25 protein-coding genes are annotated in these 26,586 nt (G+C 71.5%); 18 read left to right on the top strand and 7 right to left on the bottom strand.

Annotated elements, in window-relative coordinates:
* Positions 1 to 82: 82 nt before the first annotated feature.
* The 3 genes from MKK53_RS05840 to MKK53_RS05830 are packed head-to-tail and all read right to left on the bottom strand — an operon-like array spanning position 83 to position 3,419.
* Positions 83 to 550, bottom strand: coding sequence for a secondary thiamine-phosphate synthase enzyme YjbQ (locus tag MKK53_RS05840; RefSeq protein WP_243927752.1), 468 nt, complete (start codon positions 548 to 550; stop codon positions 83 to 85).
* Positions 547 to 2,379 (bottom strand): cisplatin damage response ATP-dependent DNA ligase, encoded by a 1,833-nt coding sequence (locus tag MKK53_RS05835; protein WP_243927751.1) that lies wholly within the window; start codon positions 2,377 to 2,379, stop codon positions 547 to 549. Before MKK53_RS05835 ends, MKK53_RS05840 begins: the two co-directional genes overlap by 4 nt.
* Positions 2,376 to 3,419: a ligase-associated DNA damage response exonuclease gene (locus MKK53_RS05830; RefSeq protein WP_243927750.1), complete on the bottom strand. Its 1,044-nt coding sequence runs from the start codon at positions 3,417 to 3,419 to the stop codon at positions 2,376 to 2,378. Before MKK53_RS05830 ends, MKK53_RS05835 begins: the two co-directional genes overlap by 4 nt.
* A 132-nt stretch (positions 3,420 to 3,551) precedes the next feature.
* Here MKK53_RS05830 and MKK53_RS05825 point away from each other — a divergent pair, with 132 nt between their 5' ends.
* From MKK53_RS05825 to MKK53_RS05810, 4 genes are all read left to right on the top strand, one after another.
* Positions 3,552 to 4,511 (top strand): class I SAM-dependent DNA methyltransferase, encoded by a 960-nt coding sequence (locus MKK53_RS05825; protein ID WP_243927749.1) that lies wholly within the window; start codon positions 3,552 to 3,554, stop codon positions 4,509 to 4,511.
* A gap of 68 nt (positions 4,512 to 4,579) precedes the next feature.
* Complete coding sequence (locus tag MKK53_RS05820) at positions 4,580 to 5,356, top strand: YoaK family protein (RefSeq protein WP_243927748.1); 777 nt, start codon at positions 4,580 to 4,582, stop codon at positions 5,354 to 5,356.
* 175 nt (positions 5,357 to 5,531) lie between these two features.
* Positions 5,532 to 6,197, top strand: coding sequence for an AAA family ATPase (locus tag MKK53_RS05815; protein WP_243927747.1), 666 nt, complete (start codon positions 5,532 to 5,534; stop codon positions 6,195 to 6,197).
* A 208-nt stretch (positions 6,198 to 6,405) separates the two neighbouring features.
* Complete coding sequence (locus tag MKK53_RS05810) at positions 6,406 to 6,696, top strand: hypothetical protein (protein ID WP_243927746.1); 291 nt, start codon at positions 6,406 to 6,408, stop codon at positions 6,694 to 6,696.
* 120 nt (positions 6,697 to 6,816) lie between these two features.
* On the opposite strand, the gene MKK53_RS05805 is transcribed toward MKK53_RS05810, so the two are convergent.
* Positions 6,817 to 8,205: a M20/M25/M40 family metallo-hydrolase gene (locus tag MKK53_RS05805; RefSeq protein ID WP_243927745.1), complete on the bottom strand. Its 1,389-nt coding sequence runs from the start codon at positions 8,203 to 8,205 to the stop codon at positions 6,817 to 6,819.
* A gap of 498 nt (positions 8,206 to 8,703) precedes the next feature.
* Between MKK53_RS05805 and MKK53_RS05800 the strand changes: the two genes are divergently transcribed.
* The 5 genes from MKK53_RS05800 to MKK53_RS05780 all read left to right on the top strand — a co-directional run bounded on the left by MKK53_RS05800 (position 8,704) and on the right by MKK53_RS05780 (position 13,514).
* On the top strand, positions 8,704 to 9,231 hold the full coding sequence (locus MKK53_RS05800) for a (2Fe-2S)-binding protein (protein WP_243927743.1): 528 nt from the start codon (positions 8,704 to 8,706) through the stop codon (positions 9,229 to 9,231).
* Complete coding sequence (locus tag MKK53_RS05795; RefSeq protein WP_243927741.1) at positions 9,228 to 10,235, top strand: FAD binding domain-containing protein; 1,008 nt, start codon at positions 9,228 to 9,230, stop codon at positions 10,233 to 10,235. Before MKK53_RS05800 ends, MKK53_RS05795 begins: the two co-directional genes overlap by 4 nt.
* 8 nt (positions 10,236 to 10,243) lie before the next feature.
* Entirely contained in the window at positions 10,244 to 12,496 is a 2,253-nt protein-coding gene (locus tag MKK53_RS05790; protein ID WP_243927739.1) for a xanthine dehydrogenase family protein molybdopterin-binding subunit, read from the top strand.
* Between the two features lie 373 nt (positions 12,497 to 12,869).
* Entirely contained in the window at positions 12,870 to 13,307 is a 438-nt protein-coding gene (locus MKK53_RS05785; RefSeq protein ID WP_243927737.1) for an EamA family transporter, read from the top strand.
* Positions 13,308 to 13,361: 54 nt separating this feature from the next.
* Entirely contained in the window at positions 13,362 to 13,514 is a 153-nt protein-coding gene (locus MKK53_RS05780; RefSeq protein WP_243927735.1) for a hypothetical protein, read from the top strand.
* Between the two features lie 6 nt (positions 13,515 to 13,520).
* On the opposite strand, the gene cynS is transcribed toward MKK53_RS05780, so the two are convergent.
* Positions 13,521 to 14,009 (bottom strand): cyanase, encoded by a 489-nt coding sequence (gene cynS / locus MKK53_RS05775; protein WP_243927733.1) that lies wholly within the window; start codon positions 14,007 to 14,009, stop codon positions 13,521 to 13,523.
* A 249-nt stretch (positions 14,010 to 14,258) separates the two neighbouring features.
* Here cynS and tsaE point away from each other — a divergent pair, with 249 nt between their 5' ends.
* From tsaE to MKK53_RS05755, 4 genes are all read left to right on the top strand, one after another.
* Positions 14,259 to 15,815 carry a tRNA (adenosine(37)-N6)-threonylcarbamoyltransferase complex ATPase subunit type 1 TsaE gene (gene tsaE / locus MKK53_RS05770; protein ID WP_243927731.1) on the top strand — a complete coding sequence of 519 codons (1,557 nt, stop codon included), beginning with the start codon at positions 14,259 to 14,261 and terminating at the stop codon, positions 15,813 to 15,815.
* A gap of 145 nt (positions 15,816 to 15,960) precedes the next feature.
* Complete coding sequence (locus MKK53_RS05765; RefSeq protein WP_243927729.1) at positions 15,961 to 16,770, top strand: nucleotidyltransferase family protein; 810 nt, start codon at positions 15,961 to 15,963, stop codon at positions 16,768 to 16,770.
* Positions 16,737 to 17,519, top strand: coding sequence for an SDR family NAD(P)-dependent oxidoreductase (locus MKK53_RS05760; protein WP_243927727.1), 783 nt, complete (start codon positions 16,737 to 16,739; stop codon positions 17,517 to 17,519). The genes MKK53_RS05765 and MKK53_RS05760 overlap by 34 nt, the downstream gene beginning before the upstream one ends.
* 205 nt (positions 17,520 to 17,724) lie before the next feature.
* On the top strand, positions 17,725 to 17,949 hold the full coding sequence (locus tag MKK53_RS05755; protein ID WP_243927725.1) for a hypothetical protein: 225 nt from the start codon (positions 17,725 to 17,727) through the stop codon (positions 17,947 to 17,949).
* A gap of 75 nt (positions 17,950 to 18,024) precedes the next feature.
* On the opposite strand, the gene MKK53_RS05750 is transcribed toward MKK53_RS05755, so the two are convergent.
* The gene (locus MKK53_RS05750) at positions 18,025 to 19,305 is read right to left on the bottom strand and encodes a polyhydroxyalkanoate depolymerase (protein ID WP_243927723.1); all 1,281 of its coding nucleotides are present in this window, start codon (positions 19,303 to 19,305) and stop codon (positions 18,025 to 18,027) included.
* Positions 19,306 to 19,502: 197 nt separating this feature from the next.
* Here MKK53_RS05750 and MKK53_RS05745 point away from each other — a divergent pair, with 197 nt between their 5' ends.
* The 5 genes from MKK53_RS05745 to purQ all read left to right on the top strand — a co-directional run bounded on the left by MKK53_RS05745 (position 19,503) and on the right by purQ (position 22,913).
* Positions 19,503 to 20,900: an ActS/PrrB/RegB family redox-sensitive histidine kinase gene (locus MKK53_RS05745; RefSeq protein WP_243927721.1), complete on the top strand. Its 1,398-nt coding sequence runs from the start codon at positions 19,503 to 19,505 to the stop codon at positions 20,898 to 20,900.
* Between the two features lie 36 nt (positions 20,901 to 20,936).
* A complete protein-coding gene (locus MKK53_RS05740) occupies positions 20,937 to 21,536 on the top strand; it encodes an ActR/PrrA/RegA family redox response regulator transcription factor (protein WP_243927719.1) in 600 nt (199 codons plus the stop codon).
* A gap of 96 nt (positions 21,537 to 21,632) precedes the next feature.
* Positions 21,633 to 21,863, top strand: coding sequence for a hypothetical protein (locus MKK53_RS05735; protein ID WP_243927717.1), 231 nt, complete (start codon positions 21,633 to 21,635; stop codon positions 21,861 to 21,863).
* A gap of 130 nt (positions 21,864 to 21,993) precedes the next feature.
* Complete coding sequence (purS, locus tag MKK53_RS05730; RefSeq protein ID WP_243927715.1) at positions 21,994 to 22,233, top strand: phosphoribosylformylglycinamidine synthase subunit PurS; 240 nt, start codon at positions 21,994 to 21,996, stop codon at positions 22,231 to 22,233.
* Positions 22,233 to 22,913, top strand: a complete 681-nt coding sequence (purQ, locus tag MKK53_RS05725; RefSeq protein ID WP_243927713.1) for a phosphoribosylformylglycinamidine synthase subunit PurQ — start codon at positions 22,233 to 22,235, stop codon at positions 22,911 to 22,913. Before purS ends, purQ begins: the two co-directional genes overlap by 1 nt.
* 329 nt (positions 22,914 to 23,242) lie before the next feature.
* On the opposite strand, the gene MKK53_RS05720 is transcribed toward purQ, so the two are convergent.
* Positions 23,243 to 26,407 (bottom strand): multidrug efflux RND transporter permease subunit, encoded by a 3,165-nt coding sequence (locus tag MKK53_RS05720; RefSeq protein ID WP_243927712.1) that lies wholly within the window; start codon positions 26,405 to 26,407, stop codon positions 23,243 to 23,245.
* Positions 26,408 to 26,586 lie beyond the last annotated feature (179 nt).

Genomic DNA, 26,586 nt, shown 5'->3' with positions numbered 1-26,586 from the left:
GGTGTGTTCCCGAATGTTTCGGGGAGGGAGGGGCCCCCACCGCGCTGCGGGAACACCCGATCCGAGGTTCGCGAAAAACGCCCTAACTCCCCATCACCCCCACCAGAATCTCCCGCCGGTGCGGGCGGTCGCGGTGCTCGATCAGGTAGATCCCCTGCCACGTCCCCAGCGCCAGACGGCCCGCGACCACCGGCACCACCAGCCCGGAATCGGTCACCAGGCTGCGGATGTGGGCGGGCATGTCGTCCGGCCCCTCGGCGCCGTGGACATAGGCCCCGTGGCGGGGGGCGAGGCCGTCGAGCGCCGTGAGCAGGTCGGCCTGCACGTCGGGGTCGGCGTTCTCCTGGATGGTGAGGGAGGCCGAGGTGTGCCGGCAGAACACGCTGGCGAGCCCCGCCGTCACGCCGCTGCCGCGGACGAATTCCGCCACCGCGTCGGTGACGTCGGTGAAGCCGGGGCCGGGGGTGGCGATGGTCAGCCGCCCGCTCGCCTGCCGCGTCACCGGGCCGGCGGCCAGGGGCTCCACCCGCCCGAACTTGCCCTGTCTCATGCCTCCTCCTCCAGGCTGCCGCCGGGGGCGATCTCCTTCTCGCCCCGGGCGAGGATCCGCTCCAGCACGGCGATCCGGTCGGCCTCCGCGGGGGGCTTGTCCCAGCGGATGCGGCTCACGCGGGGGAAGCGCATCGCCACGCCGGACTTGTGCCGGGTGGAGCGTTGCACCCCCTCGAAGGCGATTTCCAGCACGAGGCCCCCGTCCCGCCCGTGGGCGACCTCGCGGACCGGGCCGAACCGCTTGGTGGTGTGGTTGCGGACGTAGCGGTCGAGCTTGGCCAACTCCGCGTCGGTGAAGCCGTGATAGGCCTTGCCCACCGGCACCAGCTCGTCGCCCCCCTCGGGCGCCTCGCGCCAGACCCCGAACGTGTAGTCCGAGTAGAACGACGAGCGCTTCCCGTGCCCGCGCTGGGCGTACATCATCACCGCATCGACGACGTGCGGCTCGCGCTTCCATTTCCACCACGGACCCTTCGGGCGGCCCGGCAGGTAGGGGCTGTTGAGGCGCTTGAGCATCACGCCCTCGATGGCGTCCGCGTCCTCCCCGGCGCCGACGGAGGCCGGGTCGGCCCGGGCGGCGGCCAGCGCCTCCCAGTCGGCGAAGGGCACGAGGGGGGAGATGTCGACCCTCGCGTGGTCCAGCTGCCGGACGACCTGTTCGAGCCGCGTCCGCCGGGTGGAGAAGGGCTCGGTGCGCAGGTCCTCGCCCTCGCTCGTCAGGAGGTCGTAGGCGCGCACATGCGCCGGGAATTCCTCCAGCAGCTTGCCCGTCACCGCCTTCCGGTTGAGCCGTTGCTGGAGCACGTTGAAGCTCTGCACCCGGCCCTCGCGCAGGATCAGCAGCTCCCCGTCGAGGGCGCCCGCGAAGGTGATCGCCTCGGCGAGGTCGGGGAAGGCGTGGGTGATGTCCTCGCCGGTGCGGGAATAGACCCTCCCCACCTGGACCCCGTCCCGGTCGCGCCCGCCGACCAGCTGGACGCGGATGCCGTCCCACTTCCATTCCGCGGAGAACGCCTCGGGCTCCAGCTTGTCGAGGTCGTCCCGCTCCTCGATCGGGTGGGAGAGCATCGGCGGCCGGAACGGGGCGGGGTTCAGGGTCTCCGGGCGCCCGGCCCGCCCCTCGACCCAGGCGAACAGGCTCTCGAAGGGGGGCGTGAGCCCGTGCCAGACCTCCTCGACGGCGTCCGCCTCATGCCCGCCGAGCGCCCCCACCGCCGTCTTGGCGAGCCGCGCCGAGACGCCGACCCGCAGGTTGCCGGTGACGAGCTTCAGCAGCGCCCAGCGCCCGGTCTCGTCGAGGGCATCGAGCCACGTCGCGAGGTGGTGGGGCAGGTCGCGCTTGGGGATGGTGGCGAGGGTCTCCACCACCTCCGCGAGGGTCGGGACATGGGGAGGGGGGTTGTTGTGGCCGATCCCGGCCTGCCCCGGGGGCGCCCCGGACATCCCACCCGGTTCCTCATCCTGAGGGGCTTGCGCACGAGCGGAAGCCCCGAAGGCGGGCTCCTCAGGATGAGGACGGGGGTGGGAGGAGCCGACGTCCGGGTCAGGCCGCGGGCTGGTCGGCCAGATCAGCGCCGTGGTCTCGGCGAGATCGCCCACGTAGTTGTGCGACAGCCGGAACAGCAGCGGGTCGATGCGCGCCTCCACCAGCCCGCGGATCAGGGCCGGCTTGGCCTCGCGGAAGGTGAGGGTGTCGGTCATGGCGCCGAGGGCGTAGCCGCGCTCGGGGTCGGGGGTGCGGGCGAAATAGTCCTGGAGCAGCCGCAGCTTGGCGTTGCGGCGGGGCTCGTAGCCGAGGCGGTCGAGGAGGTGGGCGAAGTCGTTCACGCCGCCGCCTCCGCCGGGGCGGCCGGTTCCGCCTCGCCGTCGTCGCCGTAGCCGAGGAGATGGAGGGGCTTGGCCCGGATGCCGACGCTCCCGCACCAGTGGACCAGGGCGTCCTCCTGCCCGTGCGTCACCCAGACCTCGCCCGCCCCGGTCTCGCGGATGGTGCGGCAGAGGTCCGGCCAGTCGGCGTGGTCGGAGATGACGAGGGGCAGCTCCACGCCCTTCTGCCGGGCCCGGGCGCGGACCCGCATCCAGCCGGAGGCGAAGCAGGTCACCGGATCGGGGAACTTGCGCGACCACAGGTCCTGCATGGAGGAGGGCGGGCAGATCACGATGGCCCCGGCGAGGTCCTTGCGCGCGGCGGCCACCACCTTCGGCGTCTCCCCCAGCGGGATGCCCTCGCGCTTGTAGAGTTCGGTGAGCTTTTCCATCGCCCCGTGCAGGTGGATCGGCCGGTCCCAGCCCTCCTCGCGCAGGAGCGCCATCACCCGCTGCGCCTTGCCGAGCGCGTAGGCGCCGACGATGTGCGTCCGCTCCGGGAAGAGGCGCTGCGATGCGATCAGCTTGCGCACCTCGCCGCGCGTGTCGGGGTGGGTGAAGACCGGCAGGCCGAAGGTCGCCTCGGTGATGAACACGTCGCAGGGCACCACCTCGAAGGGCAGGCAGGTCGGGTCGGCGGCGCGCTTGTAGTCGCCCGAGACGACGACCCGCATCCCCTCCCGCTCGATCACGACCTGGGCCGAGCCGAGGACGTGCCCCGCGGGCACGAAGCGCACGGTGACGCCGCCCACCCGGAGCGTGTCCCCCAGAATCGCCTCCTGCGACGACCCGCAGAAATCCTCGCCGTAGCGCACGGCCATGATCCGCAGGGTCTCGGGGGTCGCCATGACGTGGGCGTGCCCGGCGCGGGCGTGGTCGGCATGGCCGTGGGTGATCAGCGCCCGCGGGACGGGCCATGTCGGATCGACGTGGAAATCCCCGAGGGGGCAGTAAAGCCCCTCGCGGGTCAGGGTGAGCAGGTCGCTCGCGCGTGTGGACATCGACCCTCGCGATGTGGGGTTCCCAAAGGGCCGGGCCCTTCGGCGGGGGTGTCGGGGCAGCGCCCCGACGGTATGCAGGGCTCCCCCCGCACCCGCAAAAGCGCCCGGCCCTTTGGGAACCCTGATCGACGCATGGACACCCACCGCAGTTCCGGCGACCTCCTCGCCGACCGCCGCTATCGCTACGCGGAGGCCTGCCTCGCGGAGGGGGATGCCGCCGCCTGCGCCGACCTCGCCGGACAGGCGATCGAGATCGCCCCCCGCTACGCCCCGGCCTGGCTGCTCCTGGGGCGGGCGCGGGAGGCGCTGTTCGCCGCGGCCGGCGATCCGGCGGAGCGGGACGGGGCGCTGGCGGCCTACGGGACGGCGCGGGGGCTCGACCCGGAGGACGCCCTGGGCGCGGGGCTCCACCTCGCCCGGCTCGGGGCGGGACAGGGCGCGGCGCTGACGCCCGCCTATGTCCGCGCCCTGTTCGACGGCTACGCGCCGCGCTTCGAGCGTCACCTCGTGGAGGGGCTGCGCTATGTCGGCCCGGCCCTGGTGGCGGGGGTGCTGCCCGACGAGCCGGCGCGCTTCGCCGACGTCCTCGACCTCGGCTGCGGCACCGGCCTCGCGGGGGCGGCCCTGGCCCACCGGGCGGGGCGCCTCACGGGGATCGACCTCTCGCCGGCCATGCTGGCACAGGCCCGGCGGAAGGGCTGCTACGACCGGCTGGCGGCGGCCGAGCTCGGGGCGTTCCTCGGCGGGGAGCCGGAGGGCTCGGCCGACCTCTGCATCGCCGCCGACGTGTTCATCTACTGTGCCGACCTCGCGCCGGTGCTCGCCGGCATCGGCCGGGTGCTGCGGCCGGGCGGGTGGGCCGCCTTCACGCTGCAGTCCCCCGCCGACCCCTCCCCGTCGGCGGGGGAGGGCGGGGCGTCCGGCGTCGTCCTCGGCCGGGACGGGCGCTACGCCCATGCGGACGCCCACCTTCGCGGTGCGGCGGAGGCGGCCGGCCTGAGGGTCCACGCCCTGCGGGAGGCGGCGGTGCGGTACGAGGGCGGAGGGCCGGTTCCGGGTCGGGTCGTCGCACTGCAACGCGGCGTTGGATGAAACCTCCGGCAGCCCCGTCCATTAATGGTCGGCCGTCACAGGGACGGCCAAGGTCGCGGGGATGCCTCATGGTCGATGAACGCGTGGAGACGGACACGTCGGCGGGGCCGCCGGACAAGTCGTTTCCCGCCGATCCCCGGTCCCGGCTGTTCTTCGCCATCGCCCTGGCGATGCTGGCGGGCACGGCCGATTCCATCGGCTTCCTCGAATTCTCGCAGCTCTTCATGTCGTTCATGTCGGGCAACACCACCCGCTTCGGCGTGGCGGTGGCCAACGCCGACTGGGACAACGTCACCCGCGTCGCCAGCACCATCGCCGTCTTCTGCTTCGGCGCCTTCCTCGGCACGCTCATCGCCGCCGCGGTCGGGCGCTGGCGGCTGTCGGTGCTGCTGACCTTCCAGGCGGCGCTCCTGGCCACCGGCCTGCTGATGCCCTGGGGCACCTTCGCCTACCCGCTGCACGCCTACCCGATCGTGCTGGCGCTCGGCCTGCAGAACGCGACCCTCCAGGACGAGGCCGGGCGCTCCCTGGCGCTCACCTACGTGACCGGGGCGGTGGTGCGCTTCGGCACCGGCTGCGCCAACCTGCTGCTGGGCACGGTGGCGCCCTCGTTCTGGATCCAGGCGCCGCTCTGGGCGGGCCTGAGCGCCGGCGCGGTGCTCGGCGGCCTGCTCGACTACCGGTTCGGCGAGCTGGCCTTCCTGTTCCCGGCGGGCCTCGCGGCGCTCCTCGCCCTCATCGCCATCGCCCTCACCGTCGCCAAGCCCGGCAGCACCCTCGTCGCCGGCTCCTCCCCGGCCCCCGACGCCAGCGCGAAGGCGGCGATCATCGACGCGATCCACTAGGGCGGCCCTCGCCCCAGGCTGTGGGCGGGGCGCCCGGCGCGGTTTCCCGCGGGCCGCACCTGCCCTAAGCCTGGACCGCCCAGACTCAAGGCGGCTCCCCCGCCGGTGACGACGGGGGACGGAAGCGCACCATGGACCCCCGCCGCACGGGACCCGCACCGCACGAGGCCCGCGCGTGAGCGCCGCGGCCCGACCCCGCGTCGTCGCGGTCGCGGTCCAGAAGGGCGGCACGGGCAAGACGACGCTCGCCGCCGCCCTGTCCGTCGCGGCGGCGCAGGCCGGCGAGCGGGTGACCGCCTTCGACGCGGACCCGCAGGGCTCCCTCGGCGCCTGGGGTGCCCTCCGGGAGGGAGGCGAGCCCCTGGTCGACCGGGTGCGCCCCTGGGAGTTCGCGCAGTTCGCCGCCATCCTCGCGCAGCAGGCCGAGCAGGGGCGGACACTCGCCATCATCGACACGCCCGGCGCCTCCATCGGCGGGGTCGCGGCGCTGCTGCGCTTGGCCGACCTCGTCCTGATCCCGATCCGCCCGTCCCGCCTCGACCTGATGGCGGCCCTGCCGACCATCGAGGTCCTGGCGGGCCAGGGCATGGGGGAGCGCATCGCCCTCGTCCTCAACCAGTGCCCGCCGCCGCCCTCGCCGCGCACCGGCCTCTACGCGGCGCAGCTCGCCGGGCTCGGCGTGATGGCCGAACCCTCGATCCTGCAGCGGGTCGATCACCAGGACGCCGTCGCCCTCGGCCGGGGCGTCACCGAGCACGCCCCCGGCGGCTTCGCGGCGGCCGAGATCCGCGCCCTGTGGGGCTGGATCGACCGGCGGATCGGCCGGTCCACCCGGGCGTGACGTCGGGACGGCCGGTTTAGTCCCGCGTGCCCGCCGTCCGGCCCCGGCCATGTGTGCCGCCGCACGACGCTATACAAATATTGGGATTAAAATTGACGTTGATATACTGTGCGTATGCGCACTTATAGATCGGAGAATAGTCGCTAGGTTCATCTCATCGGCGCAGGGCAGGGGTCCGGCGCAGGAAACTCCAAGAAAGGTTATTGAGATGAAGCGCTTCGCGATCCTGGGCCTCGCCACCGCCGCCCTCGCCCTGCCGACCATGGCGTATGCCGAAGGCGGTGACGGCAGCCGGCAATCCGCCGGGGGCGGCCACATGAGCAGCTACATCAGCGACCCGTACCACAACCCGAAGTCGCTCCATTCCCAGCGGATGGGCACGGGCCAGATCGCCGGGGCGCCGATGTTCCACGACGGCCACCGGGCCACGGTCTCCCGCGGCGACATCGTCGCCCCGCACTGGGCCTCCGGCACCGCGCCGCGCCGCGCCCACCGCTGAGCTCGGCCCTCACCGGGCCCGAAGACGGGGAACCCCCCGCCATCTCCGGATGGCGGGGGGTTGCCTGCGTTCGGGGGGCCGCTCCCGTGATCGGGCGCGGCCCCGGATGGCGGCGCGGCGCTACCCCCGCGCGCCCAGGGCGGACAGGATCCGCGCCCAGGAGCGCGTGCCCTTGTGGAAGCTCGTGAGGTCGTACTTCTCGTTGGGGGAGTGGATGCGGTCGTCGTCGAGGCCGAAGCCGATGAGCAGCGTGTCCTTGCCGAGCAGGCGCTTGAAGTCCCCGACGATGGGGATCGAGCCCCCCGCGCCCACCGTCACGGCGGGCACGCCCCATTCCTCCTCCAGCGCCGCCTTGGCGGTGGCGAGTTCGGGCATGTCGAAGGGCAGGCTGATCGCCCGGGAGCCCTTGTAGGTGATGACCTCGACGGAGCAGTCGGCCGGCACCCGGGCGCGGACGAAGGCCTCGAAGCTCCGGGCCAGCGCCGCCGGGTCCTGGTCGTCCACGAGGCGGAAGGAGACCTTGGCCGAGGCGGTGGAGGCGATCACCGTCTTGGTGCCCTCGGCGGTGTAGCCGCCCCAGATCCCGTTGACGTCGCAGGCCGGGCGCGACTGCACGAGTTCGAGGGGCAGGCGCCCCGTCTCGCCCGCCGGCTCCTTCAGGCCGATGGGGCCGAGCAGCGTCTCCGCCGTCATGCCGAGGCCGCGCCATTGCGCGATCACCTCGGCCGGGCGCTCGTGCACGCCCTCGTAGAAGCCGGGGACCGTCACCCGGCCCTCGGCATCGTGCAGGTCGGCGACGATGCGGGAGAGGACGTGGATCGGGTTGCGCGCCGCGCCGCCGAAGAAGCCCGAATGCAGGTCCCGGTCGGCGCAGGTGACCTTCACCTCGAAGTAGCACAGGCCCCGGAGCGACGAGGTGATCTGCGGGGTCCGCCGGTCCCACATCCCCGTGTCGCAGACGAGGACCACGTCGCAGCCGAGCCGGTCGCGGTTGGCCGCGACCCATTCGGGCAACCCCTGCGAGCCGCTCTCCTCCGCGCCCTCGATGAGGATGGTGACGCCGCAGGGGAGTTCGCCGCTCATGGCGAGATGCGCCCTGCAGGCCTCCACGAAGGTCATCACCTGGCCCTTGTCGTCCGAGGCGCCCCGGGCGACGATCGTCTTGTGCCCCTTCCCGTCGTCGGACAGGCGCGGCTCGAAGGGCGGATGGGTCCAGAGGTCGAGGGGATCGACCGGCTGCACGTCGTAATGGCCGTAGAACAGGACGTGCGGCGCGCCGGGCTTCGGCTTGTGGGCCAGCACCACCGGGTGGAGCGAGGTCTCCTCCACGCTGGTCTCGAAGCCCAGCGCCGTCAGGTCGGCGGCGAGCCACTGGGCGGCCTCCCGGCATTGGCCGGCATAGGCCGGGTCCGTCGAGATCGAGGGGATGCGCAGGAAGGCGAACAGCCGCTCGAGCGCGGTGTCGAGATCCGCATCGATGTCGTTCAGGATCGCGTCGAGGGCGGGCATCGGGGGCTCCGGGGTGCCTTACGGTCGGCCCACGGTTAACCGAGGCCGGCGGGGGGCGGCAATGGTTTCGGAAGGCGGCGGGGTCTGACTTCCTCATCGTCATGGCTTCGCTGCGTTCGCAATGACGGGGTTGGCGGACGGGGACGTCCAGAGACGCTGCATTCCCTCCCCCCTCTGCGGGGGAGGGTGGCCCCCGAAGGGGGTCGGGAGAGGGGAGCGACGGTGCCGGGTGTGGCTCGCGTCGCGATCCATCCTGAACCGTCGCTCCCCTCTCCCCCCCTGCTGCGCAGGTTACCCTCCCCCGCAGAGGGGGGAGGGGGCGCGGCGGTGGGGCCTACCCGGCCGGCACCCGCGGTCGCACCGCGTCCGACCCCCGGAACACCCTCAGTTTGGAATGGTTATCGACGGACACGGTCGCGGGTGGGCCATCGCGATGCGCCCTCCGTGGAAACCCGACCTTTTCCGCCGGCCCCGCCGGCCCCTTTCGTGGACGACAATATGCTCCTCGACACGAGTCCGCCGGTCTCGGCGGATACGCCCATCGGCATCACCCTCACCATCAACGGCCAGCGCCGGGAGCTCCAGGTCGCCCCCTGGACCACGTTGCTGGACCTGCTGCGCGAGCGCCTCGACCTCACCGGCACCAAGAAGGGCTGCGATCACGGCCAGTGCGGCGCCTGCACCGTGCTGGTGAACGGCACCCGCGTGAACGCCTGCCTCACCCTGGCGGTGATGAAGGACGGCGCCGAGATCACCACCGTCGAGGGTCTGGCGAGCCTGGGCGAGCGCAAGGGCAGCAACGCCCTGCACCCGATCCAGGAAGCCTTCATCGAGCACGATGCCTTCCAGTGCGGCTACTGTACGCCCGGGCAGCTCTGCTCGGCGGTCGGCATGATGGGCGAGGGCCACGCCCACAGCCGCGACGAGATCCGCGAGGCCATGAGCGGCAACATCTGCCGCTGCGGCGCCTACACCAACATCGTCGATGCCATCGAGGATGTGATGCAGCACGGAGCCGCCCGATGAACCGCTTCGATTACGTCCGGGCCGGCACGGTGGCGGAGGCGGTCGGCGCCTTCGGGGACGGCGCCCGCTTCATCGCCGGCGGCACCAACCTCATCGACCTGATGAAGTACGAGGTCGAGAAGCCGGGCCGGCTCATCGACATCACGCGCCTGCCGCTGCAGGGCATCGAGGAGCACGAGGGCGGCCTGCGCCTCGGGGCGCTCGCCACCAACGCCAAGGTCGCCTACGACGCGCGCGTCGCCGAGCGGTACCCGCTCCTGCGCAACGCGATCCTGGCCGGGGCCTCGGCGCAGCTGCGCAACGCGGCGACCACCGGCGGCAACCTGCTCCAGCGCACCCGCTGCTACTACTTCTACGATGCGGGCACGCCCTGCAACAAGCGCGAGCCGGGTTCCGGCTGTCCGGCGATCGGCGGGGTGAACCGCATCCACGCGATCTTCGGGGCGAGCGACCAGTGCATCGCCACCCACCCCTCCGACATGTGCATCGCCCTGGCCGCCCTGGAGGCGACCGTGCGGGTGAGCGGGCCGGACGGCGAGCGGGCGATTCCCTTCGCGGAGTTCCACCGCCTGCCGGGGAACGCGCCGGAGAAGGACACCACCCTCAAGCCCGGCGAGATCGTCGTCTCGGTGGACCTGCCGGAGCGGGGCTTCGCCCGGAACTACACCTACCTGAAGCTGCGGGACCGGCTGTCCTACGCCTTCGCCCTGGTCTCGGTGGCGGCGGGGCTCGAATTGGACGGCGACACCATCACCACCGCCCGCCTCGCCCTCGGCGGCGTCGCCCACAAGCCCTGGCGCAACCAGGAGGCCGAGGCCCTGCTCGTCGGCCAGCCCGCCACGCGGGAGACCTTCGCCAAGGCCGCCGACCTGATCGTGGCCGAGGCCAAGCCCCAGTCCGAGAACGGCTTCAAGGTCGAACTCGCCCGGCGCGCCATCGTGCGCGGCCTCGAACAGGCCGCCGCGGGCACGCCCCAGTCGCTCAGCGACAAGCGCATTCAGTGAGGCAACCTATGGCCACCCAGATCAGTCCCGCCTCCGGCACCGACCGCCACGTCGGCAGCCCCCGCAGCCGCGTCGACGGCCCCGCCAAGGTCACCGGCCTCGCCAAGTACGCGGCCGAGTTCACCGCCGAGGGCCTCGTCCACGGCTACATCGTCACCAGCACCATCGCCCGGGGGACCGTCACCGCCATCGACACGGCGGCGGCGCGGGCCGTGCCCGGCGTCGTGAAGGTGCTCACCCACGACAACCGCCCGGACATGTCCGAGGACCCCAAGTCCTACCAGGACATGGTCGGCCCCCCCGGCGTGCCCTACCGCCCGCTGCTCGACGCGAACGTCCTGTTCTCCGGCCAGCCGGTGGCGGTGGTGCTGGCGGAGGATTTCGAGACGGCCCGCTACGCCGCCTCCCTGGTGAAGGTGACCTACAAGGCCGAGACGCCGAAGACCGACATCGACGCGCTGCTGGGCGAGGCCTACGAGCCGCCCAAGAAGCGCGACGGCATCAAGCCGCCGCCGGAGCCGTGGGGCGATGCCGACGGGGCCTACGCCAAGGCGCCGATCCAACTGCGCCAGCAGTACCGGATGGCCAACGAGCACCACAACCCGATGGAGCCCCACGCCACGACCGTCGTGGTCGAGGAGGGCGGGACCTTCACGGTCTACGACAAGATCCAGGGTGTCGCGAACACGCAGCAATACCTCACCGGCGCCTTCGGCCTGAAGCCGGAGCAGGTGCGGGTGCTCAATCCGTATCTCGGCGGCGGCTTCGGCGGCGGCCTGCGCCCGCAGTTCCAGGCCTTCCTGGCGATGCTCGCGGCCCGCGACCTGAACCGCTCCGTGCGGATCGTGCTCACCCGCGAGCAGATGTGGAGCTTCACCTACCGGGCCGAGGCGGTGCAGACCGTCTCCCTGGGCGCGGACCGGGACGGCACCCTCCAGGCCCTCCGGCACGATGCCGTGCACGGCACCTCGCACTACGAGGATTACCAGGAGAACATCGTCAACTGGTCGGGCACGCTCTACGCCTGCGACAACGTCAAGCTCACCTACAAGCTCGCCAAGATCGACACGGCCACCCCCGGCGACATGCGCGCCCCGGGCGCCGTCTCGGGGTTGTTCGCCCTCGAGAGCGCGATGGACGAGCTGGCCCAGGACCTCGGCAAGGACCCGATCGAGCTGCGGCTCATCAACTACACCGACCGGGAGCCCATCGAGGACAAGCCGTTCGGCTCGAAGGCCCTGAAGGCCTGCTTCACGCAGGGGGCGGAGCGTTTCGGCTGGGCCAAGCGCACCCCGCAGCCGCGCTCCATGCGCGAGGGCCGGGAGCTCGTGGGCTGGGGCGTGGCCTCGGGGATCTGGGAGGCGCTGATGATGCCCTCCAAGGTGCGCGCGGTGCTGACCGGCGACGGCAAGCTCGAGCTCGGCAACTCCACCGGCGACATCGGCACCGGCACCTACACCATCCTCACCCAGATCGGCGCCGACAGCCTCGGGCTGTCGATGGAGGACGTGACGACCAAGCTCGGCGACACCTCGCTCGCCGAGGCCCCCGTGGCCGGCGGCTCGTGGACGGCGGCCTCCTCGGGCACCGCCGCGATGAAGGCGTGCCGGGAGATCGCGGCGCAGGTCTTCGTGCTCGCCCGGCAGATGGACGACTCGCCGCTGGCCAACGCCGACTTCGAGCGGGTGGTGTTCACCGGCGGGCGCATCGCGCTCGCCGACGACCCGTCCCGCTCGGTGGCCATCACCGACGCCATGAAGGCCGGCGGCTTCGACCGGATCGAGGTCGTCGGGGAGGCCGGGCCGGATTCGGACTTCGCCAAGGAGTTCGAGTGCTTCACCCACCAGGCGGTGTTCGTGGAGGTGAAGGTCGATGAGGAGTTGGGTCAGGTCCGGGTGACGCGGGTGGTCTCGGCCATCGCGGCGGGCAAGATCCTGAACCCCAAGACCGCCAGGAGCCAGATCATTGGCGCCACGGTGATGGGGATCGGCTCGGCCCTGCACGAGGAATCGATGCTGGACCATCGCCTCGGCCGGTTCATGAACCGCAACCTCGGCGAGTATCACGTCCCCGCCCACGCCGACATCCACGACCTCGACGTGATCTTCGTGGACGAGGAGGACAAGGCGAACCCCCTCGGCGTGAAGGGTGTGGGCGAGATCGGCATCGTCGGCACGGCGGCGGCCATCGCCAACGCCGTCCACCACGCCACCGGCAAGCGCGTCCGCGACATGCCGATCACCGTCGAGAAGCTGCTGTAAGGGCAGGGCGCACGGGGGCCTCTTCCCCCGGGCGCGGGTTCCCCCTCTCCCCGTCCTGCGGGGAGAGGCCCACGGACACCTTGTGGTGTCCGTGGGGAGCGAGAGGCGAAGCCGGAGCGGGGGTGAGGGGGCCACCCGGAGGAGCCCCTTTCGGCACGCCCCTCACCCCTGGCTGCCGCCTCGCTCCGGCGACGACGAGGTCGCCGGAGCCCTCTCCCCGCACGCGGGGCGAGGGGGAGGCCTGTCGACGATGGCGCGATGCGACTGACCCCCGTCACTGCGTTCGCAATGACGGGATGGCGTGATGGGCAGCGCCCTCCCACACGGCGTGGTAGCGCAGACACCGGCGGGGGGGCCCGCCGGAGGGCGAGCCTTGAGCGTGATTCTGCAATCCTGGCGCTTCTGGGCGATCCTCTCGGCGGTCTTCGCGGCGATGACCGCGATCCTCGCCAAGGTCGGTGTCTCGGGCGTCCCCTCCGACGTCGCGACCCTGGTCCGCACGGGGGTGATCCTGCTCTTCGCCGCCGCCCTCGTGGCGGTGACGGGGCAGGGGAGCGCCCTCGGGCAGATCTCCGGCCGCAGCCTGCTGTTCCTGGTCCTGTCGGGGCTGGCCACGGGGGCGTCGTGGCTGTGCTACTTCCGCGCCCTGTCGCTCGGCGAGGCGGCCCGGGTCGCCCCCATCGACAAGCTCAGCGTGGTGCTGGTGGCGATCCTCGGGACGAGCCTGCTCGGGGAGAGCCTGAGCGCCGCCGCCTGGGCCGGCGTCGTGCTGATCGCGGCGGGCGCCGCCCTCGTGGCGTCGGGCTGGTAGGCCGGTTTCGTAACCTTTCCCGCCGATCCTCGGATCCTCAGGCGGGAGATGACGATGGAATGGGTCTACCGCGGCTTCGAGACGTCGCTCCTCGGCCTGTCCCTGTGCCTCGGCCTCGCGGCCCTGGCGAGCCTCGGCCCCGCCCGGGAGCCGGAGGCCACCCTCGCCGTCACCCTGCCGATGATCAGCGTGACGGCGTCGCGCTGAAGGCGCCTACTTCTCCTTGAAGCCGTATTCCGGCGTCTCGTCGTCGTTGCCGTAATACTTGTAGGGCAGGAACTTGCCCGACATGCTCAGCTTCACCCGGTCGCCCTTGTTGTTGGCCTCCCGGGCCATGTCCATGTTGAAGTCGATGGCCGACATGATGCCGTCGCCGAACTCCTCCTGGATCAGCTCCTTGAAGGTCGTGCCGTAGACCATCACCAGCTCGTAGAAGCGGTAGATCAGCGGGTCGGTCGGGGGCATGGAGGGGATCGAGCCGCGGTAGGGCGCCTCGTTGATCATCCGCTCCTCGGCCTCGGTGAGGCCGAACAGCGCGGCGGCGCGCTTGGCCTGCGCCTTCGGCAGCTTCATCTGGCCCATGCAGGCCGCGGTGATCAGGAACGGCGACAGGCCGCCGATCTCCTCGTGGATGTGCTTCCAGCTCCAGCCCTTCTCGCGCTTGATGTCGAGGAGCTTCTCGGTGAGGTCTTCGCGCTTCATAATGATCCTCTGCGCCATGGCGCGCGGCCCATAGCATGCCCTATGCCATCGGCCGCCCCATCCGCCCGCGCGCTCCGGAAAAGTTCCGGGAGCGCCGCGTTGCACCGGATGGAAGTTGAGGGCGTGGTTTCCCTGCACCGCCCGGGTGCGTTACGGGGGCGGGGGCGGGATAAGGCTTGCATCGGCCAGCGCTTTACGAACCATGAGCCTAAGCGCGCGGAGGTGGTTTTGGGCGGCGACGAACAAGACGTGCGCGAGGACGAGGACGGGGGGGAGGCGGCATCCCTCCCCCAGACCTGGGAATTCGTGCTGCCCGACGAGGCGGCCACCGAGGATCTCGGCCTGTTCCTGTGCGAGTTCCTCATGCCGGGGGACCGGGTGGCCCTCACGGGCAGCCTCGGCGACGGCAAGACGACCCTGGCGCGCGCGATCATCCGCGAGCTGACCGGCGAGCCCGACCTGGAGGTGCCGAGCCCGACCTTCACCCTCATCCAGCCCTACACCGCCCGCGACGGCCGCGGGATCGTCCATGCCGACCTCTACCGCCTGCGCGACGCGGACGAACTGGTGGAGCTCGGCTTCGACGAGATGGCCGAGGAGGCCATCACCCTGGTCGAGTGGCCGGAGAAGATGCCGCCCCATGACGGGCCGGTCCTGTCCGTCAGCCTGTCCCTGCGGCCGGAATTCGGCGAGGGCTCCCGCTTCGCCCGGATCGAGGGGCATGGCGCGATGCGCGCCCGCCTCGACCGGGCGCGGGCGGTGCGCAAGCTCCTGGCCCGGGCCGGGTGGGACGATGCCGAGCGCATCCTGATGCAGGGGGACGCCTCGTCCCGCGCCTACGAGCGCCTGCGCAGGCCGGACGGGTCCACGGCGGTGCTGATGATCGCCCCGCCCCGGCCGGACGGGCCGCCGGTGCGCGACGGCAAGCCCTACTCGGCCATCGTCCACTTGGCCGAGAGCGTCCACGCCTTCGTGGCCCTCGACCGGGGCCTGCGAGCTCTCGGCTTCTCGGCCCCCAGGGTCTACGGCGAGGACCTGACCGAGGGGCTGCTGATCCTGGAGGATCTCGGCAGCGAGCCGGTGGTCGAGGGCGGCGCCCCCCGGCCGGAGCGCTACGCGGAGGCCGTGCGCCTGCTCGCCAAGCTCCACGCCACCGACCTTCCCTCCGTGCTGCCGGTGGCGGCGGGGATCGACCACGTCATCCCGCCCTACGACAAGGAGGCGCTGCTGTTCGAGGCGGAACTCCTGCCCGAATGGTACGCCCCCGCCATCCGCGGCGTGAGCCTCCCCGAGGAGGCCCGGAGCGCCTTCGTCACTCTGTGGCGGGAGGCCCTGGACGCGGCCGTGCCCGCCCGCCCGACCTGGACGCTGCGGGACTACCACTCCCCCAACCTGATCTGGCTCCCCGGCCGCGAAGGGCTGGAGCGGGTGGGGGTGATCGACTTCCAGGACGCGGTGATGGGCCACCCGGCCTACGACGTCGCCTCGCTGCTGCAGGACGCCCGGGTCGATGCCAGCGCCGATTTCGAGCTGCGGCTGCTCGGCCTCTACGTGCGCGAGCGCCGGGCCCGGGACCCGGCCTTCGACATGGGCACCTTCGCCACCGCCTACGCCCTGCTGGCGGCGCAGCGGGCCACCAAGATCCTAGGCATCTTCGCCCGCCTCGACAGGCGCGACGGCAAGCCGGGCTACCTCGCCCACCTGCCGCGGATCGAGGGCTACCTCGCCCGCAACCTCGCGCACCCGGCCCTGTCAAACCTGCGGGATTGGCACGCGCAGCACCTGCCCGCGCTTCTCGCCACCTAGGAATCGTGGTTTCACCCGGTCCGGGATCCTCGTGCGGGTGCGGGGTGGGCCCCCGCGTTCTCCGGGGGCCTTGCCCCTGGACCCCACCGAAGGGCTCGCCCTCCGGGACCCCCGTCTCGTCCAAAGCCTGCCGGTCACGACCCCCATGAGCGATGCGCCCTCGACCGTCTTCGTCCTCGCCGCCGGGCTCGGCACGCGCATGAGGCCGGTGACGGACACCCTGCCCAAGCCGCTGGTGGCGGTCGCCGGCAAGGCGCTCCTCGACCACGCCCTCGACCGGGCGGCGGAGGCGGGGCTCACCGAGGCGGTGGTGAACGTCCACTGGCTCGCCGACCAGATCGAGGGGCACCTCGCCCGCCGGTCGGGGGCGCCGCGCATCACCGTCTCCGACGAGCGCGCGGCCCTGCTCGAGACCGGCGGCGGCGTCCGCAAGGCGCTGCCCCTCCTGGGCGAGGCGCCCTTCGTGGTGATGAACTCCGATTCGTTCTGGCTCGAAGGGCCCGAGCCCAACCTCTCCCGGCTGATCGCCCGGTGGGACGGGGCGCGGATGGACGCGCTCCTCCTCGTGGCCCCCACCACCACCAGCCTCGGCTACGAGGGCGCGGGCGACTTCGTGATGGACGCGGACGGGCGCCTGGAGCGCCGGGGCGAGCGCAAGGTCGCGCCTTTCATCTACGCGGGCGTCGCCATCCTGAAGCCGGCGCTGTTCACCGACGCGCCGGAGGGGTCCTTCTCCCTGAACCGCCTGTTCGACAGGGCCATCGCGGCCGGGCGGCTCTGCGGCATGCGCCTCGACGGGCAATGGCTGCATGTCGGAACCCCGGAGGCGATCCGCGCCGCCGAGGAACGGGTGCAGGCCAGCACCCGCACCCCCCTGAATCAAGGGTCGATTCGGCCCACCCCCGCGACGGAGATCGCATCGTGCAGGAAACCCAAGGACGGATCGCCCTCGTGACGGGGGCCGCGCGGGGCATCGGCCTCGCCACCACGGAGCGCCTGCTCGCGGAGGGCTGGACGGTCGCCCTCCTCGACATCGACGGGGCGACCCTCGCGGCGACCATGGACCGCCTCGCCAAGCCCGAGGCGACGCTGGCGATCACCGCCGACGTCTCCGTCCCCGCGCAGGTGAAGGCCGCCGTGCAGCAGGTCTCCGACCGGTTCGGCCGCCTCGACGCCCTGGTGAACAATGCCGGCATCGCGATCTTCAAGCCGCTTCTGGAGACCACCTTCGAGGATTGGTCGAAGGTGCTGGCGGTGAACCTCTCCGGCCCGTTCCTCTGCACCCAGGCCGCCGCGCCGCTCATGGCCGCGGGCGGCGGCGGGGCGGTGGTGAACATCACCTCCATCTCGGGCCTGCGCGCCTCGACGCTCCGGGTCGCCTACGGCACCAGCAAGGCCGGCCTCGCCCAGCTCACCAAGCAACTGGCCATCGAGCTGGCCCAGGACGGCATCCGCGTGAACGCCGTCGCCCCCGGCCCGGTGGACACCGCCATGGCCAAGGCGGTCCACAGCCCCGAGATCCGCGCCGCCTACCACGACGCCGTGCCGCTCGCCCGCTACGGGCTGGAGACCGAGCTCGCCGAGGTGATCGTGTTCCTGTGCTCCGCGCGGGCCTCCTACGTCACGGGGCAGGTCATCGCGGTGGATGGCGGCTTCGAGGCCACCGGCATCGGCCTGCCGGCCCTGCGGGCGGACAAGCGGTAGGGCGCGCGGCGCCCCTCCCTCGTCATCGCGGCGGGGCGCACGCGGTGACGGCACCGCCAGAAGATCGCGCGTCATCCATTTCCGCGCGATTTGTTGCGGCGTCTCGGGCGAGACAACTTTAAATCAACGTGTCGCCGCTATTCCGGGTGAATGAGACGGCGCCGGCAGCCTCTGCGCGGAGCCGACTGCCGAGGAACGAATCCCCGTGAGCTATACTGTCACCGCCCGCTGCGCCGTCGGCCGCCGCGACCACCTGCACGCGTCGGTCCTCTCGGCCCTCGATCAGGCCATGAGCCTCATCGCCGCCGGCCTGTCCGAGGTGGCGATCGTCGACGGCGACGGGTGCTCGCGCACCCCCGGCGCCCTCTACCAGACCCTGTTCGGCCCCCGCCCGGCGGTGCAGGCCGAGCCCGTCGGCCTCGCGGCCTGAGGCGGGCGGGCCGGTCTTCCCGCCCCCTCCGGGGGCCGCCCTCCCCCGCAGAGCGGGGAGGGGACGCGGTGGGCGTCAGCCGACGCTGCGCAGGTAGGCCGGGCGGGTCTGCTTCGCCCCGGTGCCCATCTCGCGGATGAAGGCCGCGATCCGCGGGGCGATGATCGCGCGGTAGCGGGAGCCGTTGAACACCCCGTAATGCCCCACGCCCGCCTGCAGGTGGTAGGCCTTGCGCGAATCCGGCAGGTTGGGCGTCAGGTCGAGGGCCGCCTTGGTCTGGCCGACGCCGGAGATGTCGTCGTTCTCGCCCTCCACCGCCAGGATGGCGCAGCGGCGGATCGCGGACGGATCGACCGGCACCCCGCGCACGACCATCTCCCCCTTCGGCAGGCTGTGGTTCACGAACACCGTCTCCACGGTCTGCAGGTAGTACTCGGCGGTGAGGTCCATCACCGCGAGGTACTCGTCGTAGAACTCCCGGTGCTTCTCGGCCGAATCGCCGTCGCCCTTCACCAAGTGGTCGAACATGTCCGTATGGGCGGTGACGTGCCGGTCGAGGTTCATCGCCATGAACCCCGAGAGCTGCAGGAAGCCCGGATAGACCCGGCGGAACGCCCCCGGATAGAGCGGCGGCACGAGGCTGATCGTGTTGCGCTCGAACCACTCCTGGCCGCGCTCCTGGGCGAGGCAGTTCACGGCGGTGGGCGAGCGGCGGGTGTCGATGGGGCCGCCCATCAGGGTCATGGAGGCGGGCACGTGCGGCTCGCCCTCGGCCTCCATCAGCGCCACGGCCGCCATCACCGGCACGGCCGGCTGGCACACGGCCATCACGTGCAGGTCGGGCCCGAGCTCGGCGAAGATGTCGCGCAGGGTCTCGATGTAGTTGTCGAGGTCGAACGGGCCGGCGAGCAGCGGGACCATCCGCGCGTCCGTCCAGTCGGTGACGAACACCCGATGGTTCGGCAGCATCGCCTCCACGGTGCCGCGCAGCAGCGTGGCGTAGTGGCCCGACATGGGGGCGACGACCAGCAGCTTCGGCTGCGGCGCGGCGGGCGGGGTGGTGAAGCCCCGGTCGAAGGCGATGAGCCGGCAGAACGGCCGCTCGGAGACGACCCGTTCCGTCACCGGGACGCGCTGCCCGTCCACCACGGTCTCGGTGAAGCCGAAGGCGGGCTTGCCATAGCGCCGGGTCACCCGCTCGAACATCTCGCACCCCGCTGCGATGGAGCGGGCGTAGGGCGAGTAGGCCAGCGGGTTGGCCGGGCTCCGGATGCTGTGGCGGGTGAGGTCGGCCGCCATCCGCGCCGGCGCCATCATCATCCGCGCGCCCTCGAACATCCCATAGGCCAGCAGCATCGGCGGTCTCCTCCGTGGCGCACAGGGTCGCCGGCGAACTCCCGGCAACCGGACCCGGAGAATGAGTGTTCCCCCTGAACACCGGCGGAACAACGCGGCCCGTCGTCTCAACCGGGGCCCCCGGCCGGAGGGGGGATCGGATGCGGTTTCGACGCAGGCCGCCTTCAGTTCCGCGAACCGCACCCTAAGGTCTGAGGATGCATACGATTCAGGAGAGTCTGGCCGGACTCGACGGCAGGGCCCGGCAACTTCGCCTCGACACGTTCGTCAGGCTGCGCTGGCTCGCCATCACCGGGCAGAGCGCGGCGGTGGTGGGGGCGCAGTTCGGGCTCGGCCTGAACCTGCCCTTCGGCTGGTGCTTCCTCGTCATCGCGGCGTCGTCCTGGCTGAACCTCGCCCTGCGGATCCGCTTCCCGGCGAGCTACCGGCTGAACGCCGATTCGGCGGCCCTGCTGCTGGCCTTCGACATCGTGCAGCTCGCCGCCCTGCTGTTCCTCACGGGCGGGCTGCAGAACCCGTTCTCCCTGCTGTTCCTCGCCCCCGTGCTGATCTCCGCCACGGCGCTGCCGCCGGAGCGGACCCTGGCGCTCGGGCTGCTCGCCATCGGCCTCGCCACCCTGCTCGCCCTGGTCCACCGGCCCCTGCCCTGGTTCGCCGACGGGCGGATCGAGCTGCCGTTCCTCTACGTCTCGGGGGTGTGGACGGCGATCCTCCTCGGGACGGCCTTCACCGGCGTCTACGCGTGGCGGGTGGCGGAGGAGGCGCGCCAGCTCGCCCGGGCCCTCGCCGCCACGGAGCTGGTGCTCGCCCGCGAGCAGCACCTGTCCCAGCTCGACGGGCTCGCCGCCGCCGCGGCCCACGAACTCGGCACGCCGCTCGGGACGATCATGGTCGTCTCCAAGGAGCTGATCCGCCAGATCGGGCCCGACGCCTCCCCCGCCGTCGCCGAGGACCTCGCCCTGCTCCGGGAGCAGGTCGACCGCTGCCGGAGCATCCTCGGCAAGCTCACCTCCCTCGACGGCGACGGCGAAGGGGGCGGCTTCCTGACGACGGTGACGTTCAGCCACCTCGTGGAGGAGCTGGTGGCCCCCCAGCGGGCGCTGGGCGTGGTGATCGATGCCTCCTGCCGGGGGGAGGGGCCGGAGCCCGGCTGCCGCCGCAACCCCGGGGTGATGTTCGGGCTCGGCAACATCCTCGACAACGCGGTGGACTTCGCGACGACGCGGGTCGTGATCGAGGGGCACTGGAACCACGACCGGGTCTGGATCGAGATCCGCGACGACGGCCCCGGCTTCTCGGCGGAGGTGCTCCTGCGGGCGGGGGAGCCCTACGTCACCACCCGCAGCGCCGAACAGCCCTCGGCCGGCGGCACCGAGACGGTGGGTCTCGGCCTCGGCCTGTTCATCGCCAAGACGTTGATCGAGAGATCCGGCGCGCAGATCGGCCTGTCGAACGCCGCCGGCCACGATGAGCACGGGGCGATCGTCCGTGTCTCCTGGGCCCGTCACATTTTCGAGCGTGGCGCCGTCCCGCGACATTCTCCTGAGATAAGCGGTTCCACGCCCCTGCCGTCCCGCGACATCGTGCCTATATAGTGGACTCAACGAAGAGATCTTCGAAAGGAGCTCCCGATGCTGACGCAATCCGGGACGAGCGTGGCCGCGGACGCCGCCATATTGAACGACGCCGATCCACTGGCTGCCTTCTCGGACCGCAGCCTGTTGATCGTCGATGATGACAAGCCGTTCTCGACCCGGCTCGCCCGGGCCATGGAGAGCCGCGGCTACCACGTGCAGGTGGCCGAGAGCGTGGCCGAGGGTGTGTCCGCCGTCGAGGCCCACGCCCCCGCCTTCGCGGTGATCGACATGCGCCTGGGCGACGGCAACGGGCTCGACGTGATCGCCCGGCTCAAGGAGCGCCGGCCGGAGGCCCGTGGGGTCATCCTGACGGGCTACGGCAACATCGCCACGGCGGTGACGGCGGTGAAGCTCGGGGCGTTCGACTACCTCGCCAAGCCGGCCGACGCCGACGAGATCCACGGCACGCTCATGGCCCAGCCGGGCGAGCGCGCGGATCCGCCGGAGAACCCGATGTCGGCCGACCGGGTGCGGTGGGAGCACATCCAGCGGGTCTACGAGCTGTGCGGCCGCAACGTCAGCGAGACGGCGCGGCGGCTCAACATGCACCGCCGGACGCTGCAGCGCATCCTGGCCAAGCGCGCCCCGCGCTGAACCGGTCCTCCGGCGGCGCGGGTTGCGCCGCCGGGCCGGGCTGGGGTAGCAGGGCAGCGTCGCGGGCCCGGTCGCCGGGCGGGAAGGGCGTGAGCTGTGAACGCACGCAATGCGGTCACCATCCTGAGCATGATGGTTCTGGTGGGCACGGAGGTGTTCGCCGTGGCGATCGCGGCCGGCTGGGCGCTCGCCGGCCTGTTCGACCTGGGGGACAGGGTCGGCCATGGGCTGATGGGGCTGTTCAGTCTCTTCGCCGTCTGGATCATGGTCCAGCTCTGGCGCCGGGCCACGAGCATCGAACCGCTCTCCGCGCCGCGGCATCGGTAGACCCTTTCGGGGTGGGGATGGCGGGCGGCGGAGCGTTCGACAAGGTGGGCCGCCTGTTCTAAGGATCGCCTGTCATATGTTGGATGTCGCCGACGCGGTTCGCGGCCGGTAACTGGTGAGCTGCACAGCGATGAAAGCCCGAATCACCGTCACCCTGAAGACCGGCGTGCTGGATCCCCAGGGCAAGGCGATCGAGGCCGCCCTGAAGTCGCTCGGGATCGCCGGGGTCGAGGGCGTCCGCCAGGGCAAGGTCTTCGACCTGGAGGTCGCCACCTCCGATGCCGCGACGGCGCAGGAGACGCTGAAGGCGGCCTGCGAGAAGCTGCTGGCCAACACCGTCGTCGAGAACTACGCGATCGAGATCGCCTGATGCACGCCGCCATCGTGGTCTTTCCCGGTTCGAATCGCGAGGCGGACGTCGCGCGGGCGCTCCGGATGTCGGGCGCGAAGGTCTCGATGGTGTGGCACGCCGACACGGCGCTGCCCGCCGGGACCGACCTCGCCGTCCTGCCCGGCGGCTTCTCCTACGGGGATTACCTGCGCTGCGGGGCTATCGCCGGCCGCGCGGCGGCCATGGACGCGGTGCGGGCCCATGCGGCCCGGGGCGGCCTCGTCCTCGGCATCTGCAACGGCTTCCAGATCCTGTGCGAGTCGGGCCTCCTGCCCGGCGCGCTGATGCGCAACGCCGACCGCCGGTTCATCTGCCACCGGCAGACCCTGCGGGTCGAGCGCACCGACACCCGCTTCGCCCAAGCCTACACGAAGGGGCAGGTGATCGACGTCTGCGTCGCCCACGGCGAGGGCAACTACTTCGCCGACCCGGAGACGCTGGCCCGGATCGAGGGCGAGGGCCGGGTGGCCTTCCGCTACTGCGACGAGGCCGGCGCGATCACCGTCGCCGCCAACCGCAACGGCTCGCTCAACAGCATCGCCGGGGTCTACTCCGAGGCCGCCAACGTCCTCGGGATGATGCCCCACCCCGAGAATTTCGTGGAAGACCTGATCGGCGGCACCGACGGGCGCGGCCTGTTCGCGAGCCTCGCGGCCTGACCGGCCCGTCCTCGTTTCGGGCGCGGCGGCGGAGAGACTGATTCCGCCCCGCAGATCTGACGTCGAAAACTATACTTAACCGGCGATTAAGGTTTTCGCTTCATGAAGGAGGCATCCAGTGTGCTGGATGCGAGTGCGACTCTCTTCGTCCACTCTGTTTGATGCCTCCCTGACGACTCGTTCAGCCGCCCTCCGGGGCGGCTTTTTTCATGCGCCATGCCCGTGGCGGGGGGAGCCTCCCGAGGGCGGCGCCGCACCCGTACACGCCCCGCCACCCTGGGTCGCCTCACCCGCGACGACGGCGGGGGGCCGGCACCGCGGGGGCCGGCCTACTCCGCCGCGCTGGCGTGGACGCGGGGCGCGGGCGTCTCCGCGCCGGCCGCCCGCTCGCCCTCCCGCACCGCCTTCCGGCGGAACAGGCGCATCACCACCACGAAGAAGACCGGTACGAAGAACACCGCGAGGACGGTGGCGGTGATCATGCCGCCCATCACGCCCGTGCCGATGGCCTGCTGGCTCTTCGAGGCGGCGCCGGTGGCGATGGCCAGGGGCACCACGCCGAAGATGAAGGCGAGCGAGGTCATCACGATCGGCCGGAACCGGAGCGTCGCCGCCGCGATGGTCGCCTGCGTCACCGAGGTGCCGGGCTTCCACAGGTCGCGGGCGAATTCCACGATCAGGATCGCGTTCTTGGCCGAGAGGCCGATGATCGTGATGAGCCCGATCTTGAAATAGACGTCGTTGGGCATCCCCCGCAGCATCACCGCCGCCACCGAGCCGATCACCCCCAGCGGGATGACGAGGAGCACCGAGACGGGAATCGCCCAGCTCTCGTACAGGGCGGCGAGGCACAGGAAGACGAGGAGCACCGAGAGGGCCAGCAGCAGCGTCGCCTGGCTGCCCGCCTGCTTCTCCTGCTCGGACTGGCCGGTCCAGGCGTAGCCGAAGCCCTTGGGCAACTGGAGCATCAGCCGCTCCATCTCGGCGATGGCGTCGCCGGAGGTGTAGCCGGCCCGGGGCTCGCCGGTGAAGCGCACCGACTGGTAGCCGTTGAAGCCGACGATCTGGCTCGGCCCCACGCCCCATTTCAGCTCCGCGAAGGAGGACATCGGCACCATCGTGCCAGTGCTGTTCTTCACCGCGTAGTTGAGGATGTCGGAGGCGTTGAGGCGCTGGAGCTGCTCGGCCTGCACGTAGACGCGCTGCATCTTGCCCCGGTTCGGGAAGTCGTTGGTGTAGACCGAGCCGAGGTTGACCTGGATGACGTCGTTGATGTCCTCGAACTTCACGCCGAGCGCGGCCGCCTTCTCCCGGTCGATGATCAATTCGGCCTGGGGCGTGGCGGGCAGGCCCTCGATCTTCACGTTCTTCAGCACCGGGCTGCGCTTGGCCACCGCCATCAGCTGCGCCTGGGCGGCGGTGAGGGCGGCGTAGCCCCGCTGCGCCCTGTCCTGCAGGCGGAAGGAGAAGCCCGCCGCGTTGCCGAGGTTGTCGACGGGCGGGGGCTCCTGCGCGTCGATCATCGCGTCCCGGTAGCCGCTGAGCGCCTCGTTGGTGCCCTTCACCAGGGCGGCGGCGGAGCTGCCCGCGTCGCGCTCGTCCCAGGGCTTCAGGGTGACGAAGGCCTGGCTGGTGTTCGGCCCCTGGCCGGAGAACGAGAAGCCGTTGAGGATCGTCACCGTGGCGACGCCCGGCTGCGCCAACAGGTGCTCCTCCACCTTGCGCACGGCGGCAAGCGTCCGGTTGAACGAGGCGCCGGGCGGGGTCTGCACGTCGACGGTGAAGAAGCCCTGGTCCTCCACCGGCAGGAAGCCCTCCGGCAGGCGCATGAAGGCGTAGGCCGTGCCCGCCACCAGGGCGAGGTAGACCAGCATCACCCGGCCGGATTTGCGGATGAACCACGCCGTGCCGCGTCCGTAGCGGGCGGTCTCCCGGTCCACGAAGCGGTTGAACGCCCCGAACACGCCCCCCTTGGCGTGGCCGTGGCCCTTCTCGACCGGCTTGAGGAAGGTCGCGCACAGCGCCGGCGTCAGGGACAGGGCGAGCAGCGCCGAGAAGGCGATGGAGGTGACCATCGCGATGGAGAACTGCCGGTAGATGATGCCCACCGAGCCGGGGAAGAACGCCATCGGCACGAACACCGCCATCAGCACCAGGGTGATGCCGATGATCGCCCCGGTGATCTGGTCCATGGCCTTCCGGGTCGCCTCCTTCGGGGGCAGACCCTCCTCGTTCATGATGCGCTCGACGTTCTCGACCACGACGATGGCGTCGTCCACGAGGATGCCGATGGCGAGCACCATGCCGAACATGGTGAGCACGTTCACGGAGAAGCCCGAAAGCCATATCACCGTCACCGTCCCCATCAGGGCGATGGGCACGACGATGGTGGGGATCAGGGTGTAGCGGATGTTCTGCAGGAACAGGAACATCACCAGGAAGACGAGGATCACCGCCTCCACGAGGGTGTGCAGCACCTTCTCGATGGAGGCCTTCACGGCGGGGGTGATGTCGTAGGGGATGTCCCACTTCAGCCCCGAGGGGAAGAACGGCGACAGCTCCTCCATCTTGGCGCGGATGGCCTTGGCGGTCTCCAGCGCGTTGCCGTCGGGGGCGAGCGTCACCGAGATGCCCGCCGCCTGACCGCCGTTGAGGCGGGTGGAGAACTGGTAGGCGTCGCCGCCGAGCTCGATCCGGGCGACGTCGCGCAGGCGCACGTTCGACCCGTCCGGGTTCGCCCGCAGGACGATGGCCCCGAAATCCTCCACGGTCGAGAGCTGGCCCTTCACCACGATGGGCGCGGTCAGCGCGTTGGCGGACGGGCTCGGCTGCGCGCCCACCGCGCCCGAGGCGATCTGGATGTTCTGGTTGCGGATGGCGTCGCTGACGTCGCCGGGGGTCAGCGACAGGCCGCGCAGCTTGTCCGGGTCCACCCACACCCGGAGGGAGCGTTCCGTCGAGTACAGGGTCGCCCGGCCGACGCCGGGGATGCGGCGGATCTCGTTGATGACGTTGCGGATCAGGAAGTCGCCGAGCCCCACCTCGTCCATCCCGCCGTCGGTGGAGACGAGGGTGATGATGTTGAGGGTGGCGGCGGAGGCCTCCTCCACGAGGATGCCGTTCTGGCGCACTTCCAGGGGCAGGCGCGCCTCGACGCGCTTCAGCCGGTTCTGCACCTCCACCGAGGCGAGCGACGGATCGGTGCCGGGGCGGAAGGTGGCGGTGATGTTCACGGAGCCGAACGAGTCGGTGGTCGACTCGAAGCTCATGATGTTGGCCGCGCCGTTCAGCTCGTCCTCGATGAGCCGGGTCGTGCCCGTGTAGAGGCTCTCCACCGAGGCGCCGGGGAAGGCGGTCGAGAGGGCGATGGAGGGGGGCGCGATCACCGGATACTGCGCCACCGGCAGGTTCGGGATCGCCAGCGCGCCGCCGAGCAGGATGAACAGCGCGACGACCCAGGCGAAGACCGGCCGGTCGATGAAGAAGCGGGCCATCAGATGGCTCCCTGGGTGGGCGGTGCGGACAGGCTCATGGCCGATGGGACGAATCCCCTCTCCCCGTCTTGCGGGGAGAGGGCCGCGACGATCCCGTCGTCGGCGCGGCGGGGCGGCAGCCGGGGGTGAGGGGGCGTGACGGACGAGGTGCCTCCGTTCGGCCCCCTCACCCTCGCTCC

Origin of the sequence: Methylobacterium sp. J-076 (genome assembly GCF_022829405.1) — a bacterium.
In the GTDB taxonomy this organism is placed as follows: Bacteria; Pseudomonadota; Alphaproteobacteria; order Rhizobiales; family Beijerinckiaceae; genus Methylobacterium.
The sequence above is the reverse complement of the archived record's forward strand: the minus strand, read 5'-3'. Positions and strand labels throughout refer to the sequence as shown.

Excerpts from the sequence above, each read along its gene's own strand:
- MKK53_RS05840 (WP_243927752.1), bottom strand. The coding sequence starts at position 550 with ATGAGACAGGGCAAGTTCGGGCGGGTGGAGCCCCTGGCCGCCGGCCCG.
- MKK53_RS05820 (WP_243927748.1), top strand. The coding sequence starts at position 4,580 with ATGGTCGATGAACGCGTGGAGACGGACACGTCGGCGGGGCCGCCGGAC.
- cynS (WP_243927733.1), bottom strand. The coding sequence starts at position 14,009 with ATGAAGCGCGAAGACCTCACCGAGAAGCTCCTCGACATCAAGCGCGAG.
- MKK53_RS05780 (WP_243927735.1), top strand. The coding sequence starts at position 13,362 with ATGGAATGGGTCTACCGCGGCTTCGAGACGTCGCTCCTCGGCCTGTCC.
- MKK53_RS05810 (WP_243927746.1), top strand. The coding sequence starts at position 6,406 with ATGAAGCGCTTCGCGATCCTGGGCCTCGCCACCGCCGCCCTCGCCCTG.
- MKK53_RS05720 (WP_243927712.1), bottom strand. The coding sequence starts at position 26,407 with ATGGCCCGCTTCTTCATCGACCGGCCGGTCTTCGCCTGGGTCGTCGCG.
- MKK53_RS05830 (WP_243927750.1), bottom strand. The coding sequence starts at position 3,419 with ATGTCCACACGCGCGAGCGACCTGCTCACCCTGACCCGCGAGGGGCTT.
- MKK53_RS05805 (WP_243927745.1), bottom strand. The coding sequence starts at position 8,205 with ATGCCCGCCCTCGACGCGATCCTGAACGACATCGATGCGGATCTCGAC.
- MKK53_RS05825 (WP_243927749.1), top strand. The coding sequence starts at position 3,552 with ATGGACACCCACCGCAGTTCCGGCGACCTCCTCGCCGACCGCCGCTAT.
- MKK53_RS05795 (WP_243927741.1), top strand. The coding sequence starts at position 9,228 with ATGAACCGCTTCGATTACGTCCGGGCCGGCACGGTGGCGGAGGCGGTC.
- MKK53_RS05790 (WP_243927739.1), top strand. The coding sequence starts at position 10,244 with ATGGCCACCCAGATCAGTCCCGCCTCCGGCACCGACCGCCACGTCGGC.
- MKK53_RS05740 (WP_243927719.1), top strand. The coding sequence starts at position 20,937 with ATGCTGACGCAATCCGGGACGAGCGTGGCCGCGGACGCCGCCATATTG.
- MKK53_RS05765 (WP_243927729.1), top strand. The coding sequence starts at position 15,961 with ATGAGCGATGCGCCCTCGACCGTCTTCGTCCTCGCCGCCGGGCTCGGC.
- MKK53_RS05745 (WP_243927721.1), top strand. The coding sequence starts at position 19,503 with ATGCATACGATTCAGGAGAGTCTGGCCGGACTCGACGGCAGGGCCCGG.
- MKK53_RS05750 (WP_243927723.1), bottom strand. The coding sequence starts at position 19,305 with ATGCTGCTGGCCTATGGGATGTTCGAGGGCGCGCGGATGATGATGGCG.
- purQ (WP_243927713.1), top strand. The coding sequence starts at position 22,233 with ATGCACGCCGCCATCGTGGTCTTTCCCGGTTCGAATCGCGAGGCGGAC.
- purS (WP_243927715.1), top strand. The coding sequence starts at position 21,994 with ATGAAAGCCCGAATCACCGTCACCCTGAAGACCGGCGTGCTGGATCCC.
- MKK53_RS05800 (WP_243927743.1), top strand. The coding sequence starts at position 8,704 with ATGCTCCTCGACACGAGTCCGCCGGTCTCGGCGGATACGCCCATCGGC.